The sequence below is a fragment of the Leptolyngbya sp. CALU 1928 genome, assembly GCF_056784215.1.
The window spans coordinates 135,497-154,347 of record NZ_JBXBCE010000001.1; the positions used below are offsets into that span (position 1 = coordinate 135,497).

The following is an 18,851-nucleotide window of genomic DNA, read 5'->3' on the forward strand; positions in this document are numbered from 1 at the left end:
TCATTCATTCTTACGTGTTTTTGAGCCAGCCGATCGCAACCGATGCCAGAAGCGTGATGCCAAAGGCTAACCGATACCAGACAAACACCCAAGTGCTTTGACGTTGCAGATATTTCAGCAGCCACGCGATCGCCAGATAGGAAAAAATAAACGTAGAAACCGTGCCTGCCAGCAGCGCAATAATACTGTCAATGTTGCTAAAGGCTTTGCGCGCCTGAAATAGAGTGGCGATCGTTAACGTGGGAATGCCGAGCAAAAAGGAAAACCGGGCAGCCGTTCCTCGCTGTAAACCCAAAAATAAGCCTGTCGTAAGCGTGGAACCAGACCGAGAAGCACCCGGAAGCAGGGCGATCGTTTGTCCTAATCCAACGAGAAGCCCGTCTTGAATAGTGAGGGAGTCAAAATCTCGCTTGCGGCTGCCAATTGTTTCAGCCAATGCCAACAACAATGCCATGACAATCGACATAATTGCAATCAGCACAATGTTGTCGGGCAAAACATCTTTCAACAGAAAGCCGAAAAACAAAGCGGGGATCGTTCCTACAGCGATTCCGACTAAAACTTTCCATTCTTCTCGCTGCCAGTCTTTTTGCCGATAGGCAGCCCATGCGCCGGACAGAATTTGAACAATATCCTTCCAAAAATACATGACGACCGCGATCACGCTGCCAAATTGAATGGCATCCACAAAGTATTTCTGCCCCAGTGCATCCCAGCCCAGAACTTTGGTAAAAACCAGCAAGTGAGCCGTGCTGCTGATTGGCAAAAATTCAGTAATGCCCTGCACTAATCCCAGCGCGATCGCCTGAAGCACTTCTATAATCAACCCAGGGGATTGAGTTGGTTTTGTTGCAGTTTCTATGACTGCCAGCAACATGGTTGAAATCAAGATGAGTCCTCCGCTTTCACTAAAGCCCGTCAATTTTAAGCTGTTAATGTTTTGCACCCGATCGAGTTAACGACCAGCGAGTAAGGCTGTGTCGCAACAGCGCTTTTTCGTAGACAGTATGGCATTCGTTTGATGAAAATTTGCCATTTTCAACAGTCTTGATTCTTATCTTTAATATTTCTGATTGCTAGGGCTGGTGGGGAGACACAATCTCTAGGATTCCCGCGATCAACAGATTGTTTATATCTTCATACGATGTACGAGGTTTTTACACACTGCAAAGCCCACACCCTAGATTCATGCCAGCAGGAGAGGAAAGCAGCGATAACCAAGAAAGCGAACTGGAGAAAAGCTATATCCGTCTCTCGCAGTCTATAATTCAGGATATGCCCCCCATGGGGATAAACGGCTTCCTATGCTATGTTAAATAAAGTAAACTAAATTAGAAATATTACACACTTTCACCGACACCTTACTATTTTTTAACCTACTTTGATTTCCTATCCTCCCCCTTCCCCAAGTAGTTATGTGCCTGAATCACCCTTTTTACCTAAGGTTGAGAGTGCGCTTGACAACATCTCCTTTGCTGAGACCGTTGAAACAAAAGTTATCGACATCACGGGTCAGCACTGGCGTTTGTTTGCCGTAGCGGTGCTGTTGGTATCAGTACCTGTATTTGTTCAGGCTCCATTAGTGCGATCGCATCCCTTTATCAGCCTGCTGGCAACACTGGGGTGGTGGATTTTGTCTAATCGTTTGTCGTCTCAGCCTAAAACTCAGGTTTGGGGAGACTTGTTGTTAGGGTTTACTTGGACTTGGCTCGCAGGCTCTTTATATTGGGGTTGGTTCCGCTGGGAGCCTTATTTTCATTTGCCTCTTGAATCAATCGGCTTACCCTTTGCGATTTGGGGCATTACTCGCAATCAAAATAAAATTGGGCATTTCTTTTACCTAGGGTCCCTTTTAGGAACGGCGATTACAGATATTTATTTTTATCTAGTGGATTTAATTCCCCATTGGCGCGCACTGATGCTAGTGAATGAAGAGTTGGCTCGTCCGATTTTTCATGCTGCGATCGCTCAAGTTCAAACTCCGTGGGGAACTGGCTGGGCTTCAGTTCTAGTCATTTCGCTACTATCTTTTAGTCTCTTGCCCCTTCGTTCTTCCAAGCTGCATTGGTGGGTGTTCAGTGGTGCGGTGTTGAGTACGATTTTAGTAGACGGTTTATTTTGGGTGGCGGCTTGCTTTGCCTAATAATGAACGTCGCGACTATAGCCCTACCCTATTGACCCACTCCCACCCATAAATGAGGTGACTTTGCTTGTTTTTCTATAAGGCAATGATCGACTGCTACAGTTGGGTAAAGGTCAAAAGCGATCTGGTCTAGCCGAGTCGTTCACCATGTCAAAAAACCAGTCTTGGATTGATCAAATCAGCCGAGTGGCTTCCCCCGTTGCGATCTTGGCAATTATTGGCTACGGTACTTGGGACTTAATCGTTCAACCCTTATTCAAAGTTGAGCTATCCAGTCCCGTTTGTACAGCCAGAATTATGAGCGTCTCTGTGAATCGGCTAAGTCTTAGCCCAGAGTTTCCAGATGATGAACCTCAGATTCTTGAGGGGCTTCCTATTGTCATCCCAGCCGGAGAAAAGCGGACAATTACTGTACGGTTAGAGAATCCAGATCGAAAACCCGTACTATTTACTTGGAAAGCCGATCGCGGCAAAATTAGTCCTCAAGGCAGTTCTGCCAGTAATCGCGCGATTTATACAGCACCCAAAACGTTGATGAATGATCCGGTGAGTGTTCTGGTTCAAGTCCAGGGATGCGATTTAGAAGAGCGTTCTTTAACGATGGCAGTGGTGCCTGCAAACCCCATCGCTCCTGTCCCGTTATTGGTTGATCCCCTATCGCTCAGCAAACCGTGATTTATCGCGCTGCGACCTTCCACAAACGAGTAGAATTAAGCTAAACATAAGTGTAAAGAACTATGTCTGCCAACGTTGAAGTGTATACCTGGAGTACCTGCCCCTTTTGCATTCGGGCAAAAGCCTTGTTAACTAAAAAAGGGGTTGAGTTTACAGAATATTGTATTGATGGCGATGAAGCAGCACGGGCGGTTATGGCAGAGCGATCACACGGACGGCGATCGGTACCTCAGATTTTTATCAATGATCACCACATTGGTGGCTGCGATGATTTGTATGCCTTAAACTCTGCGAACAAGCTTGATCCACTATTGATGGCTTAGTTCTTATCGCTTGATAAATCACCTACCGTCCTACAATTTCTATCAATTAGTTGGACGCTTTATGAAGAGACAGTAAATTGTAAACATAGTATTTAGGCGAGTAGGCTACGCTAGTTCTAGGAGAGTTGCATACCTGCTCTCCCAATGCCTGGATGGGTTCATCGTATCAAAATCTACTTACACTCACTTCCTTCATAGGTTTGTAACGTTGTGCACTCTAAAGAGCCATCCATAGAGATCGATCTAAAACAATATTGGTGCACCTTAAAACGGTGGTGGTTACCTGCTCTTGGAGTCTTTGGGCTAGTGGTAGGGTTGGCAACACTTGTGGCGATGAAGCAAGAAACCGTCTATCAGGCAGAGGCGAAGCTCTGGTTCAAAACTAGTCGTAGTCCTGGACTAACAGGTTTAGCAAAAGATATTGATATTGGTCGATTAGAAGCACTCACCTTAGAAAACAACCCCTTAGATACCCAAGCGGAGATTGTTCGCTCGATCCCAGTCTTGCAGGAAGTCGTAAGGTCACTCAAGCTAGATATGACCCCTCAACAGTTGTCGCGTCAGTTGCAGGTTAAGGGTGTTGTTGGCACTGACGTAATGCAAATTGGCTACCAAAACAGAGATCCGAATCTAGCTGCGGCTGTAGTCAATAAGCTTGCAGATGTTTATATTCGTAGCAATGTTCAGGCAAACCGAGCAGAAGCGGCATCCGCTCGCAAATTTATTCAAGCTCAGTTGCCTAGAACAGAAGCGACTGTGGATGAAACCGACTCAAACCTACGACGTTTTCGAGAGCAAAATAATGTCATTCTATTAGATGAGGAAGCCAAAGCTGCTGTTAGAACGATTTCTAACCTTGATGATCAAATTGCTGTGGCAAGAGGACAACTAGCAGATGAGCTTGCCCGCTCACGGCAGTTGAGCAACCAAATTAAATTAAATCCCCAGCAAGCGATTGAATTCACTAAATTAAGTCAATCCCCTGGAGTTCGAGAGGCGTTAACCGCTCTTCAGGCTGCTCAAGCGAAACTAACCGTTCAAAAAACTCGCTTTGTTGGCGGTCCTTCTATCAACACCTTAGAGCTACAAGTGGATGCTTTAGAACGCTTACTCCAAGACCGTATTCGCCAAATCAGCAGTAGCAATGATGGTGTTGGGGCGGGTAATTTGCAGATTGGGGAGTTAGAGTCCACCTTGATCACAGATTTTGTGAAGTCTGAAACCACAAAACGAGGCATTGAACAGCGCATTTCTGAGCTTGCTTTTACTCAGCGTGTTTATCAGGAAAGAATGTCGCGGTTGCCTCGGTTAGATCAAACTCAGCGAGAACTAGAGCGCAAACTCAAAGCAGCCCAATCAACCTATGAAACTTTGCTAACTCGGTTGCAGGAAGTTCAACTAGCAGAAAACCAAAATATTGGGAATGCACGCGTTATTTCGCCTGCTCAAGTACCGGAGCAAGGATCATCTAAAAAGAAAATTATTTTGGCTATGGGCATTGTAGCTGGCGTGTTGTTGGGAATTGCAACTGCTTTCTTCCTTGACTTGCTCGATCAATCAATTAAAACCATAAAACAAGCTAAAGATCGCTTTGGTTACAGCGTATTGGGAGTGATTCCTCTGTACAGTCACTCTAGTGGAAATTATTCTAGTAGTCCTATCAAAGGAGAATTTGATAAAGCACGCTTGATCTTTTCAAGGCGTGACGCTTCGCACGCATTACCTGCGGAAGCTTACCAGATGCTTCAGGCAAACTTGAAATTTGTCAGTTCAGATAAACCCCTTAAAACAATTGTGATCACAAGTTCAGTGAGCAAAGAAGGGAAATCCGAGGTTGCTGCTAATTTGGCGATCGCAATTTCTCAAGTAGGTCGCCGAGTACTGCTGGTGGATGCGGATATGCGATGTCCTACTCAACACGCGACTTGGGGTTTGACCAACAGTGCGGGGCTAACCAATTTGATTGTTGATCGCGTTGCCTTAGATGAGGCAGTGCAGGAGGTGATGCCTAATTTGTGGGTTTTGACCTCAGGAGATATTCCTCCCAATCCGATCGCACTGCTTGACTCACAGCGGCTATCGACTTTAGTGGACGAATTTAGCGATCGCTACGATGTCATTTTGTTTGATACGCCTCCTTTGGCAGGGATTGCGGATGCAGCAGTTTTAGGCAAGATGGTAGATGGGTTGCTGTTGGTTGTTCGTCTTGGCGTTGTTGATTCTAAAAGCGCGATCGCAGTCCAAGAATTTCTGCTCAAATCCAATCAAAATGTTTTGGGCATGGTGATCAATGGGATTGACAGCAAAAATGAATCAGACACCCGCTTTTACTACAACGCGAGTTATCAAAGTAAAAGTCTACAACCATCCGTTAACTTGTCAAAAGAGAAATCAAAATCCTCTCGAATGTAAACTCATCTAACAATTAGCCACAAGTTCCAAGTCAACTTTAAACGCAAGGAGGGGCTAACATGCTAACGGTCGGAATTGTTGGAGCGAGTGGGTTTATTGGTCGTTGGGCAACCCAAATATTTTGCCAGAAGACTGTTGCAGAAGTGCGTCCAATTGTCCGAACAGCATCAAGTGCTATGGCGCTGAATGAACTTGGACTTAAGGCTTCCATTGCAGATGCCACCAATGTTTCATCGCTTAAACCAGCCCTAATAGGCTGCGATGTGGTGGTTCACTGCGCGGCTGGAAGCCCGTGGTTTATTCGTAAAACGGCTGAGGTTACTTACCAAGCTGCTGACCAAGCTGGGGTAAAACGGTTGGTTTACCTCAGTACAGCGTCCGTACATGCACAAGCGCCCACACCCGGTACAGATGAAGAAAGTGTGTTGAGCGATCGCCAGTTTCCTGCCTACAACAACGCCAAAGTGCAAGCAGAACGGACACTCTTACGATTACGAGAACAGGGAACCACTGAAGTGGTAATGATTCGACCTGGAATTGTGACGGGTCCTGGCTCTAGCTGGATAGTTGGGTTTGTGAATGCCTTACTATCAGGAACTGCTTATGTCGGAAATCAGGGAAAAGGCATTTGCAACAGTGTCTATATCGACAACTTGATAGAGCAGATTTACCTCGCTTTAACTGCTGAAAATATTGATCGTCAAGCATTTTTAACGGGCGATCGCGAAACAGTTACCTGGGCAGATCTCTACACCCCCTTTGCCAATGCCTGCGGCTTTAAAATTGAGCAACTTCCTAGTGTTGACTGTGCTAACTACCAGCCAACCAGTAAAGAGCGTCTGCGGGAAGGATTACGGAATACCAAATTGTTAGGAGAAGTGGTATCGCTTACATTAGGTAAACTCAAACAAGCAAAACCTGCTCAATCGCCCCAACAACCCCCGTTGAATTATGAAATGGCAAGGTTATATGACTGTCAATATAAACTGCCCTATCAAAAAGCCCAAAAAATGTTGGGGTATGAGCCAATCGTATCCTTTGGGGAGGGGTGCGATCGCACATTAGAGTGGCTGCAAATGAAGGGATATCCAGTCAAATAGTAGTAGTAGAAACTCAAGTATTAATAGTGCTTGACGGGGTGTAAATCTGATTCATTATTCAGACTACTCATTGCAGAACAACCTCGTTGGTTCTTAGCTACATCTAATAAGATGTGTTCAATTTTATCCATCATTTTTTGAGAACTAAAGTTATCAAGAATATGCTGTCTGCAACCTTGTCCAATATCAGGACGAGAGTATCGCCAGTTTTTCAAGCTAAGTAGTTTTTCTAAAAGCTGCACATGATCACCCGCTTCAAATAACCAGTCTTTAAATGTGGGCATTAATTGTTCAGGAATACCACCCACTGAACTGGCAACAACCGGAGTGCCAACGGCTAAGGACTCAATCACAACTCTTGGAAAAGGATCTGACCAAATACTTGGAACCACAGTTACATCACTCGCCTGATGAATCTTCGCGGTATTAGAAACACGTCCAAGGAAATGGATAAATTCTTCGGCACCCAACTCAACCGCTAATTGTTCAAGGGACTGTTTATACTTAATCCGTGCTTCAGAAGAGTCATCTTTTGGATCTAACACAGGACTCCCTATGATAAATAAATGCATTTTGATACCCTGGCGAACTGCTAGGGCGATCGCTTTAATCGCAACCTCAACGCCCTTGTCCGGGTTTAGCCTTCCTATAAAAGAGACAATCATGTCATCCTTGGAACCATTGGGAAACCCTAACTCTTTCCGAACTGCATCAAGATCGGGTGCAGGTTGAAATATTTCCACATTAGCCCCGTTATAAACTAACTCAGCTTTTGTTTCTGGGACTCCTAGTCTTACCCAACTCTCTTTAGTTTGTTTTGAACAAACAATAAAACGAGCAACTCTAGCAAGCCCAGGTCGCCATTTAAATTTAAATTCACAGGCAGGCAGTAAGACGTGATACACCAAAGGAAGGTTGTTTAAGCGAGCTAGAATGGAACCAAAAAAAATAGAGGAAAAATCGTTACAAAAAATGATCGCATCATCCGTGATAGGAATTTTTTTAACGTCGTTTCTAAGTCCAAGTAAGAACTGAGAATAAGCGTGAATTGTTTTCTCTTTCACAGAGTAGCGCTCAATTAAAACGATGTTTTTACAGAAAAGTTTGTATTTTGGTAGTAAGTCTCCTTCCTCTAGATAGACCAGCGACACACTATGCCCTCGTTGAGCAAGCATACTACTAATTTCATACATGTTAAGCTCTTGCCCACCCAATTGAGACGATGGGGTCTTCTCTAATACAACTACATGCACAGCCTCTTCCTTAAAATTACGTAGATGTCCGTAATTTATTTTGGCAGAAATTTATCAAGATAGCTCCTACTCTTAACTTTCTGAAATGAATCCGCGATCGAATCAAATCATTTAGTTAACCCAGCAAACTTTGAAACGAGCTTGATATAAGCACCTTGATAAACAATGCTTGGTTCTGTCACTTCCCACATTTTCAACTTAGGATCATTGCTATCTAAATAGGCTTTCATTGGGGGTTGTTGATGTAAAGGAGCGGAGCCTGTATAGCCCTTATTCGGACCGCCTGTTATGTAACCTGGTGCCGGACCGTTAGGCGATGTTAATGCGTTACTATAAATTCCTTTGCCAAACCATTCATGATACATTTCGTTGGCAGAATATTCTGCTCCAGACTGATACATATTCGTCAGATAGACAATTCCCAAAGGATTTACCCCATGTAAGTAGTGGAGTGAATCTAATGCCCGATTTGCGTAACGCTGCGCTGAATTAGGGCTAGCTTTGTGAATCAACACATCGTAGTTTGTGTTCCCATAGTTTGCCTTGACAAAATTACTGCCCCAATGATATTGATCATCGGGCATATAAGCACGATAGGGATCTAATGTTCCAGCATCTCCATAAGCACTTAAGTTGGTCTGAATAAGTAGTCTAAACCGCTCCATAATCAGTTTTCGCAAACTATTATTTGCATTTGGCAACTGTGTATAAAACAGCAGTGCATCCCCTTGGGTTGGTTGATAACGCGACCAAACATCATCTAAAAAAGGTTGTGTTTCGGCAAGGTGTTCTTTGATGTAGTCTGTGTACTGAGCTTCGTTAGTTGAAGCAAAGAGATAAGTCGCTGCCGCAACTGCATCTCCAATCTGCTCTTGAACTGTTTTGTCAGCATCCCCAGATTGAATTTCCTGAGTATCACAATTGGTTTCTATCGGGTGCGATTCAAACCATTTCCACGCTTTGTTTGCTTTCTGATTCAAAACATCAGCATATTGAGTGAGTTCAGGAAATTTTCTAAAAACTAGTGCGGCGTGGGAAAACATCCCGGCAACCGAGATCGTGGCAGAAGAGCATTTGGGCGCGTAAAACCGTGGACGCTTATCTAAGCCAGGTTTCTCTGCATAGTCATGATCTAGTGTGCCAACTTTAATAAATACTCCACCATCATCATCTTGCATCCGTTGCAGCCAATCCAATTCAAACCGAATTTCATCAATCACATCAGGAATGCCATTACCCGATTCTGGGAGATTGAAATCATCCGTCCAAGCAGTAGGATTTTGAGTATAAGCATGGAGTAGTTGCTGCACAGGATAGGCTGCAAATGTCACATATTTATTGGTATCTCCCGCGTCAAACCAGCCGCCCCGAAGATCCCTCGCCAGACTAGCATTTTGCTTATCGTTAACAAATCTCGCTTCGGTATCTTGATTGGCCCCTAAAAATGCGGCTTCGTCCTGCCACCGAGCATCTGCATAAGGGAGCCGCTTAGCAAAGCCGCTCCTTTGATAGAAATACATGCGAGTTGCAGCTATCAAAACTTTGCGGTAAACATTGTCAGCAATATCAAATGGAACCGATTTTTCACCCATTTTAGATCGGATGACATATTGACCAGGTTGTTGAATAGATGAAAAGTTGAATTGCCAAACGCGATCGCCCGATTGAGAATGAATTTTTCCTTCGTTCCATAAAGCAGCACGACCCGAATAAACAACCTTTCTAGTTTTCACATTAAAAACTTCAAAATAAGTTGCTGATTTTTCAGATTGGTTGCGGGAGGGACTGATTTCTCTAATAACAGCTACTTTTTGATCGCGCGGTCTATAACCAAACTGATCAACTAAAACAGATGGCGATCGATAAACAACTTGTGACGAAATAAAAAAACAATTTAGGACAACAAGAAGAGATGTAGCTGCAAAGAGTACACCGATTATCAAAAAATATCTCTTTCCAAGTTTCATGAGGTATTTCTATCAATCCTTCGTTACATCCTAATGATCCTAAGAATGATAATTTGGACTCTTACAATGTTTCCTAACAATTTTTTCAAACTAAACGCTGCATACATTGAACAATTTTCTGAGTAAAATTTGTCAGGTTATATCTTTTTTCTGCTAGATACCGCCCTCTCAAACCCATTTCTTGAGCTTCTTCTGGATGATCTATTAAATATTGAACCGCCTGCCTCCAGGCATTTATATCTTTGTGTGGAACCGTAAGACCAATTCCTTCTTTCTCCAGTTCAAAGCCCATATCCTTGTTTTCGGTTGTAATAACCGCTCTACCCATACACATAGCTTCTAACAAGCTAGATAACCCTACAGTGTTATGAGGCTTGTTAAGCGGCAAATCCAAGGGAATAGCAACAGCTAGTGCATTTTTATATTGATTTAACATTTCACCTGTCGTAAGTAGTTTTTCAACAGTTTTAACATTTATGGGAAGCCTTGATGAGCGTAAGCTTTCGCTATATTCTCCCTCTGAAATTGCCTTATAAGGAATAGTAATCTCGACGTTTTCGGGTAAAGTTTCAAGCGAATCAAGAATGTTATTGCTGTAGCCAATAATATTCAGCGGATAATCTAATTCAGAAAAAGCTTCAATTAGAGTTTTATAATCCCTGAATGATTTACCTGTACTCAATATATAGCCGTTTTGTCTGATCTCATCTAGATTCATCGGCTTTGCCTTATGGAAAACCGTATCGTATCCCCATTCAATCACTTCCAATTGCTTGGACGGGAGATTGAAATCTTCTTCAAAATGCTCTTTAATTCCTTCACTTAAACATATTAATTTATCATTTCCACTCACGAATAAATTCACATAAAGGGCTGCCCAGTTGCTCTTACGCGGCGCTTGAAAGGCGATCGCAACAATTGGCTTTCTTAAAATTCCAAATTTCCGCAAAAAGGCTAGGAATGAAGTAGTTATGTAATGTCCTGAATAAATCAGATCGTAATCTTGGTTCGTTGCTAAAACTCGAATTTCCTGATCAAGATCTCCTAAAACTTTAAGCCGCTCACTAAGCTTCTTTAGCAGATTAAACTTTTTATATGGCAACATTGATGCCTGAATTTCATAGTCTTCCATTTTGGTGATTCCCCAGACTTGGTGAGCAGCCTGACCATCACATTGCCACTCCTTCAAAATATATTCAAGATCGTAGTTATTTAAAGTTAAAATCTTCATCTTAATTCTCTGTAAATAAGCTCAACTAGGTCAAAGACTTTGATAGTTTCTAGTTTTTTGTCATAGCCCTGAAAGAAACAAGATCGGAAAGTCATGTTGTAATCATCAATTGAATGGCTGGGGCATCATATATTATCAATTTCAACTGTCTACCTACGTCAACTTCACAGCTTTAGATTGTATCTAGTAAGATATTCTCAATGCCATCCACCATTTTTTGAGAACTAAAATTGTCAAAGATATGTTGTCTACATTTTTGACCAATCGAGGGCTGAGAATATCGCCAGTCTCTCAGGCTCAACAGAATTTCTGAAAGTTGTAAATAATTTCCTGGTTCAAACAACCACTCTTGAAATGTTGGCATCAATTGTTCAGTGATACCACCAATTGAGCTTGCAACAACAGGAGTACCAGTAGCCAATGCTTCAATCACAACTCTTGGGCAAGGGTCAGGCCAAACACTTGGAACAACAGTTACATCACTTGCCTGATAAAGCATAACCGTATTAGAAACATGTCCAAGGAAATGGACATATTTCCCAATCCCCAAATTGACTGCTAATTGCTCTAAAGACTGCTTATATTTAATCCTTGCCTCCGGAGAATCCTCTTGGGGAGACAATACAGGATTGCCTGCAATGAATAGATGTATTCTAATATCTTGTCGGATTACTAGAGCAATGGCTTCAATCAAAGTTTCAACACCCTTATCTCGATTGAGTCGTCCTACATAAGAAATAACCATGGCATCATTTGGAAACTTCAACTCCCTTCGAGTTTCATGAAAGTCATCGGAGGGTTTAAATTTATTTGTATCAATTCCATTGTAAACAACGCTAGCTTTTGCCTCCGAAATTCCTAGCTTTATCCAACTGCCTTTAGTCTGTTTAGAAACTGCAATAAAACGATTAACTTTGGCTAAACCGGGTCGCCACTTAAATTTGAATTCATAGGCAGGTAGTTGAATATAATGAACAAGAGAAATTTTCTTTGATCGAGATAGAATTGAACCGAAAAAGACGGAGGAAAGATCATTACAGAAAATAATTGAATCATTACAAGTAGGAATCTTATGAAGATCTTTTGGCATACCTAAAGAAAATCGAAGAAAACTCCAAATTGTTTTTTCTTTTACACCGTAGCGTCTAACCTGAATCAGATAATTACAGAAGAGTTTATATTTCTCTAATAAGTCGCCTTCTTCTAAATACACCAGTGTTATGGTGTGCCCTCGTTGAGCAAGAGCATTAGTAATCTCATATAAGTTGAGCTCTTGACCACCTAGTTGAGATGAAGGTTTTTGCTCTAATGCAATAAGATGCATAATTCTTCCTTGTGTAGATAGATGCTTGTGATTTTCAGACGAAATGGTTTGCGTGTACTTTAGCTGCCGAATTTTCACTCTGTATCGGAGATACTATGCCGAAATTGCAAGTCTATCAATAATTATTAATTCAGAAGAATTTTACTGTATAAAATCAGACTTCTAATGTTGAATTAACTGGGTTTTAAGATGATCTAGGAAGCTCTGAATTGCTTTAGTACCAAAAAAGAATCTAAAAGTTGTTTTTCTGCTTTTTTATAATTGTTTGTATGCAAACAATTACAGATTTGACAGGCAAAAGAAGGATTATCTTGAGCAATTCTGAAATATTTTCTATCTCTTCTGGCAAGCTAGTTAAGCCTTCAGGAAATGAACTTTCCGTTGCTTCCAACCTACGTCGTTTATTTTTGGAATACAAGGAGTTAAGAATAGAAAACTCATTTTTCTAGCCTAGAACTACTTGTAATTGCCCAGCTAAATAGTAGCTACTGGCTTTTTAACACATTCTGATTAGAATCAAATCTTGATTACTCACTACACCTATTTAATGCACTAAGTTTTAGATACCTTTAACTCATAAGATAGCGCTTTAGTTACCATTGACCTTGAAGCCCGATTAACCCTGAAAATGTTCCTAGCCCACGGGATACATTAATCATCGACCTGGCAATAGATGACTTTCCCTTAAACAAAGAAAACGGCAAACTAAATAGTCCTAAAACAATTAATCCAAGTCCTTTTAATGCACGGATTACTTGTCCTTTTGTAGAGGTAAAAAATTCCTTTTCAAATAGGCTGTAAGAACTCCATCCCCAAAAATTTCGTTGAAGAAGCCAGTTTAATTCAGTGCGAGATGCAGGAATCCATTCGTGGACAATGGCTTGCTTTGCCCAAACAATTTTATGCCCACTACTAGATAACTTCATGAATAAGTAAGAGTCTTCAGCACCCTTGAAAGCAAAACGTTGATCAAATACTGGATTCATCCCCTTTAAACATTCTGCTCTAACCAAAACGTTATTAGTAAAGGCAACATTGAGTAGATGACCAGTTTCATAAGTATGCGGCTCAAAGAATTTTCCTTTTATGATCCAATCCGGCGTATTTGGGTCTTCAAAATGGGGATAGACTGGTCCGGTTACAACATCCGCACTAAATGCAGCTTGAACGCTTAAAAGCTGGTCTAACCACTGGGGATCTGGAACTTCGTCGTCATCAATCATGACAATAAAATTTGTATTGTCGGTAGCATCAGAAATAGTTCGATTTCGAGCATGAGTTACCCCTGGTTCTGGCTCAACACTATATTTAAGATCCCAGCGAATTTGCGATCGCACTTCCTCACAGAATGCCCGTGCAGAACCTGTCGCGTCATTATCTGCAATGATAATTTCTATATTTGGAGGAGCTGTAGTGCTAAATGTTAACTTATTTAAGCCCAAAATAAGCCGCTTCAATCCTGCTGGACGTTTGTAAGTTGCAATGCAAATAGAAACTAAAGTGTCGTGAGCAGTCATAGGTATTGTCAATAGGTTATTTGATCGGCAATCTTAGCATCTGTAATATGTCTAAGCTTTATTAGGATTATTAAAGCCCAATTGCATCGTAAAAGCTTTGACTAAACTTTAGCCCAATCCATAGGCGAGATTGGTTCAAATGACGATTTCATCACATAAGAACTACCCGTTTCAAACGCATTTTGAATCGTTAAAACTAGTTCATTTACATGAAGTGAATATTGAGCCGATAAACGACAGGGACGCTGCTCAAGAATTGCAGAGGCTAACTCATCCACTCCCCGACAAAAGTCCATTTTCTGAGCGCCCTTTTGAGTTAGCTTCGAGGTATTGTCTTCAGTAAGGGAGTATTTTAGCTTCCAAGGACTCAGGATAGTTTTGCGCCGAATATTGTATCTGCGGGTGATACGTACAGGCGATTTGTAATCCCAACAGTCATGGACGTGAAGGATACCCTTGTCTCCAATAATTTTCAAGGAATGATCGTGGGGAGCAATATTACTACAAGTTAACCGTACAACAACTCCCGACTCAAATTTTATGCAAGCAACCGAAAAATCAGGCGCATTCACGTCTAGTGGCTCATCTGTTTCCTTATCAGGAACCAAGCAAGAAGAAAAAGCTGTCACTGTTTGGGCTGGACCAAAAAAGGCAGGAAACCAGGTCAGGTAATACCCCGCGTGTTCTAACGTACATCCGACTTCAAATTCATCTTTATAGGGCCAAGGTGTTCCTGATGCATTTACCCACTTTCGATAAGGCATTCGATGAACAAACCCATCATCCATCTCGGCATATACCAACCGAACTTGCCCAATTACGTTTTCACGTAATGCTTTCCAGACAGACTGAGCCGTTTCACCCAGCAAACTGCAAGGCGCAGAAGCAAGATACAATCCTCGCTCTGTTTCTAAATCAACCAGTGTCTGAGCCTCTTCATAACTCATTGCTAATGGTTTTTCTGAATATACATGTTTATTCGCTTCCAAACAGGCTTTAGAAACCTCAAAGTGGCTTCTAGGATTCGTCAGATTTAAAACAATATCTATACGGGAATCACTTAAAACTTCTTCCAACGATGAATACATCGGAACGGAGTAGAAGGTGGAAAACTTTTCTGCGCGTTCTTGATTTCGATCCATCACCCCTAATAACTTTAAGTGGGGGTAATTGGCTAGGGTATCGATGTAGTAGTCGGCAACGAAACCACACCCGATCATGGCAATGTTCAAAGACTTTTCTCCTAATTGATAATGATTGATTTAATCCAGTAAAATTTTGCGTTAAAACAATAGCTCTTTAGGCTTAAAAAACAATCTATTCAGGGTGTTTGGATATAATATTATGCTTTCGATATAAAAAAGCGATAACTAGCCAAAATCCTAAAGTTTTCAAAGCCTCAGAGGTTAGAGTTGCAGATGCAGCACCCTTCCAAGAAAAAAGTGGAATCAACCATAGGTTCAAGCCTAGGTTTAGAAGAGCGGATGTGACCTGAATGGCACTCCGATACCCTTGAAAGCCTGCTCCTGTTAAAACATCTGCTGCTAATAATTGGATGTAGCTAATTAGATGAATAGGAGATAGCCATTGCAACACTTCTACGGAAGCAAGGTATTCCTTTCCTAACATCAGCGGCACGATAAAAGGAGCAAGAAGAAATAAACTAGCTGAGGTAATAATCCCGTATATCGCAGCAACCGGAAGTAGTTTTTTTGCGAATCCAAAGCTCCCGGTGATACCGGATGCGCCATGTTTAAAGAAACGAGCATAGGTTGCCCCAGATATGGCAAAAATGATGTAGTAGCAGATATCAATAAAACGATAACCTGCGCCATAAGCTCCAGCAATTTGCAAGCCTGCCAAATTAGCCAGCATTGCTTTATCTATGTTTGAACTAATATTTCCTGCGGATGTATCCACTGAAAAAAGAAGACCTTGTGTTAGCTCTGGCTTAAACTTGAGCAAGTTGGGGATCGGTTTATCGAGTGAAAAATGAATTAGTAGCAATGCAATAGTTGCGGGAAAGATTGAACTAATACAATACAAAACTGACCAGATTAATATGCTGGGGTCTTTAACGAACATTACTAATACGATCGCAGCAGCTAATTTACTGAAGTTGTAGAGCATTTTGATTTGGGCTGCTCGTTTCACTTGAAAGACTGCGACAAATGCTGAACTAGAAATCTCTAAAAGTCTAAGACCGATTAAGTCTGCAATTAGCAAAAGGGCGATCGCTGCTAGAGGCAAATTAGCAGGGAATAAAAAAGATGAACTAGCAAGAATAATTAAAATGGCAGGAATGCTAGTGCCAAAACAAATCAGCAAAGTATTGCCCCATTGTTCTCCAAATAGCTCTCTTGCTTTAGAGACATTTTTAATTAGAATATTTGCACTTCCCAATCCAACGAAGGGGAAAATGATAGAAGCAACAGCCGCAACCCCAATAAATGCTCCATAGGAAGCTATATCCAACGTGCGGGCAACTAAAATAAAGTATGTCGCCTGAGTGACAACTCCTATTCCTTGACTAAGCAGCATCCATATACTGTCTTGCACCAATGATTTTTGGAGCAACTGAAGGATATATTGCTTGAAATTTTTTAATTGATTCATTGCTCACAGAGATTTCTTCATAATGCTAATACTGGTGCGTAAAAATGTTGAGCAGGATCTAAAGTTCCAGAGCTGTTTCAATCTAATGAGATTAGTTCTGCACCACAATATTTTTAAGGCTCAGCAACAGGTAGAAGAGTTACAGTTTTGACACGCAAGGAATCATTATGGCAATGGAGTCATCTTTGATTCAAATACTAACCCCCTCCTGGGGATTTTTAAAGACATTGATAGACTGCATTGCATGAAACTTTTTAATTGATGCGGTATTTAAAGATTCTCCTTCACAATCTTAATGTGCGAAAAACTAGACTAAATCTACAGGGCATTGCTCTTTGAAGCGCCAGATTGAAAGCTTCTCTGCTCTAGTGAAAGGGTGAACACTAAAGCCGTATACATTACCCAAATCAATGAATTGCGCTCTAGGAGAGCAGATTCTGTCAGGTTGGACATTATCATAAAGAGCATGAGGAGTAGAGACCATAAGCTAATCCAGGATTGAGTTCTACGGATCCAAAGAACTGAACCTATCAGCGCTTGAAAAAAGCTTGCAGCAAACAATCCAATACCTAATAGCCCAAGATCTATTCCTAAATCGATAAAACCATTATGAGAATTTGGGACTGGCCACTTTAGAGCGCGAACAATAATCGCAGATTCTCCTTTTAAACCATTCCAAAAAACTGCAAATCCATAGCCTAAGAATGGTCGCTGAGAGATTTTCTCAATTGAATAGGGCCAGATATCAGCTCGTCCGGTGCCGGAAAGATCTTTGCCTACCGATCCCACGACTGCCTCGGCAATACTAGTTGAACTCAATGAGAGAACAACTCCGACCGCAATTATGCTCAACAGAACAGGAATTAATAATTTGGTATGAAAACGAAGTATTCGGCTTACCCACACCACAGACACAACAAGTACAGCATTGATTAATGAACTACTTGAACGAGATAGTAGAATCAATAGAAAAGCGAGGCTGAAAAAGAGCCATAGAGTTCGATGATATTTCTTAGCATCATTTGCCAGCAAAAAGAATGTTCCCGAAGCTAATACCATCATTCTGCCCAGCCAGTTTTTATGAGTATAAATGCCGCGCCAAGCGCCTGCATGAACCCCTGCCATGACTCCATATTTACGGAGGGCGATCGCAAACAGAAAGCTAAGAATAATCGATATTATAAAAGACCAGCCTAAAAGCTTAAGTTGTTGCTTAGGAGAGTAGTTGCTGGCTAAGTATAAGCCAAATAAACAAGTGCCGATCATTGCAATTGAGGCACTCAAAGTCTTTCCAGGTTCAACAGACCAAAGAGCTGAGAGCGGAACTAAAGCGACTAACAGCAAAAATAACGCATTAGACCATGACATTAAGGTACATAGGGTTTTCTCCCACCGTAAAATCAGCAAAAATAAAGTGATGAAATAATTGAAGAAAAATAGAAGGCGATTAAGCGCAAAATCAAACTCTTGACTTGAACCTTTTTCTCCTTCACTTGCACCTCCCATTAGAAAAAGAACAACAACTCCTGCGGCATACAGAATTAAGTAGGTAATAACAAAAGCTATTTCAGAAAACTCTAGAACCTTTTTAAATGATTTAACTGGGAAGTTAACTTTGTCGATAACAATCATGTTTATCCTGTTAGTTTAGCTTCGAGCTAAGTTATTCCTTTCTAGTCCCCTAATCTCTGCAATGTTCTTGTGACTACGCACTTAGTCACCATCTAAAGTTTTTAAGATTAAACAAAAAATGGGTGCATCCCACTTTTACAGCCCTCACTCTAAATCTCTCTCCCGCTTTGGGAGAGGGACTTTTATCTGCCCCCCTTCTCTTTTTATTGGGAGAAGGGGTTGGGGTACGGGGGTGAATTTGTGTGATTGGAATCCACTCCAAAAAATTAACTAAGTACAAGATCTCTAAAGAATATGAAAGGGAGTTAATACGCTTTTACAGATTTAAGCCCAGTCATCCAAACATACTGTATCTTTACTGATAATCCAAGTTTTTGCTGATGGAAGGTGCAAGCTCAGTGTAAAGCGTTCTCCGAGCGAAATATTGGGCTCTTCCGTGGTCAGAACTTTGACTAATTGCTGTGCTGAAAATGATGAAACAAGGAAGCGATCGCCATCCGTGCGATCGCTTCCTTGGATTTCTATCAACGATCGCCATTTTGGCGGCTGCAACGACCTGTATGCCCTAGACTCTATAAAGAATAAGCTTGGTAGAAAAGAATAAGCTTGGTAGACTGTTGAGTTGGTTTTTAGCCATTGTTGACCAGAGATTATGAGA

At 41.6% G+C, this 18,851-nt stretch carries 14 protein-coding genes; 5 read left to right on the forward strand and 9 right to left on the reverse strand.

The genetic code is table 11. The annotated features are described in order from the left end of the window. Positions 1 to 10: 10 nt before the first annotated feature. Positions 11 to 889 carry an undecaprenyl-diphosphate phosphatase gene (locus tag AC1S5B_RS00600; protein ID WP_482033781.1) on the reverse strand — a complete coding sequence of 293 codons (879 nt, stop codon included), beginning with the start codon at positions 887 to 889 and terminating at the stop codon, positions 11 to 13. Between the two features lie 528 nt (positions 890 to 1,417). On the opposite strand from AC1S5B_RS00600, the gene AC1S5B_RS00605 reads away from it, so the two are divergent. From AC1S5B_RS00605 to AC1S5B_RS00625, 5 genes are all read left to right on the forward strand, one after another. Beyond that, on the forward strand, positions 1,418 to 2,143 hold the full coding sequence (locus AC1S5B_RS00605) for a DUF3120 domain-containing protein (RefSeq protein ID WP_482033782.1): 726 nt from the start codon (positions 1,418 to 1,420) through the stop codon (positions 2,141 to 2,143). Positions 2,144 to 2,290: 147 nt separating this feature from the next. Further along, positions 2,291 to 2,818 (forward strand): hypothetical protein, encoded by a 528-nt coding sequence (locus AC1S5B_RS00610; protein WP_482033783.1) that lies wholly within the window; start codon positions 2,291 to 2,293, stop codon positions 2,816 to 2,818. A gap of 62 nt (positions 2,819 to 2,880) precedes the next feature. Continuing rightward, entirely contained in the window at positions 2,881 to 3,141 is a 261-nt protein-coding gene (grxC, locus tag AC1S5B_RS00615) for a glutaredoxin 3 (protein WP_482033784.1), read from the forward strand. A gap of 210 nt (positions 3,142 to 3,351) precedes the next feature. Beyond that, entirely contained in the window at positions 3,352 to 5,553 is a 2,202-nt protein-coding gene (locus AC1S5B_RS00620) for a GumC family protein (protein ID WP_482033785.1), read from the forward strand. A gap of 59 nt (positions 5,554 to 5,612) precedes the next feature. Further along, positions 5,613 to 6,653, forward strand: coding sequence for an NAD-dependent epimerase/dehydratase family protein (locus AC1S5B_RS00625; RefSeq protein WP_482033786.1), 1,041 nt, complete (start codon positions 5,613 to 5,615; stop codon positions 6,651 to 6,653). A 20-nt stretch (positions 6,654 to 6,673) separates the two neighbouring features. On the opposite strand, the gene AC1S5B_RS00630 is transcribed toward AC1S5B_RS00625, so the two are convergent. From AC1S5B_RS00630 to AC1S5B_RS00665, 8 genes are all read right to left on the reverse strand, one after another. Continuing rightward, entirely contained in the window at positions 6,674 to 7,906 is a 1,233-nt protein-coding gene (locus tag AC1S5B_RS00630; RefSeq protein ID WP_482033787.1) for a glycosyltransferase family 4 protein, read from the reverse strand. 107 nt (positions 7,907 to 8,013) lie between these two features. Continuing rightward, complete coding sequence (locus AC1S5B_RS00635; protein WP_482033788.1) at positions 8,014 to 9,873, reverse strand: glycoside hydrolase family 9 protein; 1,860 nt, start codon at positions 9,871 to 9,873, stop codon at positions 8,014 to 8,016. An 85-nt stretch (positions 9,874 to 9,958) separates the two neighbouring features. Then, positions 9,959 to 11,104, reverse strand: coding sequence for a glycosyltransferase family 4 protein (locus AC1S5B_RS00640; RefSeq protein ID WP_482033789.1), 1,146 nt, complete (start codon positions 11,102 to 11,104; stop codon positions 9,959 to 9,961). Between the two features lie 172 nt (positions 11,105 to 11,276). Then, positions 11,277 to 12,428 (reverse strand): glycosyltransferase family 4 protein, encoded by a 1,152-nt coding sequence (locus AC1S5B_RS00645; RefSeq protein ID WP_482033790.1) that lies wholly within the window; start codon positions 12,426 to 12,428, stop codon positions 11,277 to 11,279. Positions 12,429 to 13,021: 593 nt separating this feature from the next. Then, a complete protein-coding gene (locus AC1S5B_RS00650) occupies positions 13,022 to 13,945 on the reverse strand; it encodes a glycosyltransferase family 2 protein (protein WP_482033791.1) in 924 nt (307 codons plus the stop codon). Between the two features lie 101 nt (positions 13,946 to 14,046). Further along, a complete protein-coding gene (locus AC1S5B_RS00655; protein ID WP_482033792.1) occupies positions 14,047 to 15,177 on the reverse strand; it encodes a Gfo/Idh/MocA family protein in 1,131 nt (376 codons plus the stop codon). A gap of 85 nt (positions 15,178 to 15,262) precedes the next feature. Next, on the reverse strand, positions 15,263 to 16,561 hold the full coding sequence (locus AC1S5B_RS00660; protein WP_482033793.1) for an oligosaccharide flippase family protein: 1,299 nt from the start codon (positions 16,559 to 16,561) through the stop codon (positions 15,263 to 15,265). A 318-nt stretch (positions 16,562 to 16,879) separates the two neighbouring features. Next, the gene (locus tag AC1S5B_RS00665; RefSeq protein ID WP_482033794.1) at positions 16,880 to 18,193 is read right to left on the reverse strand and encodes an O-antigen ligase family protein; all 1,314 of its coding nucleotides are present in this window, start codon (positions 18,191 to 18,193) and stop codon (positions 16,880 to 16,882) included. Positions 18,194 to 18,851: the final 658 nt, after the last annotated feature.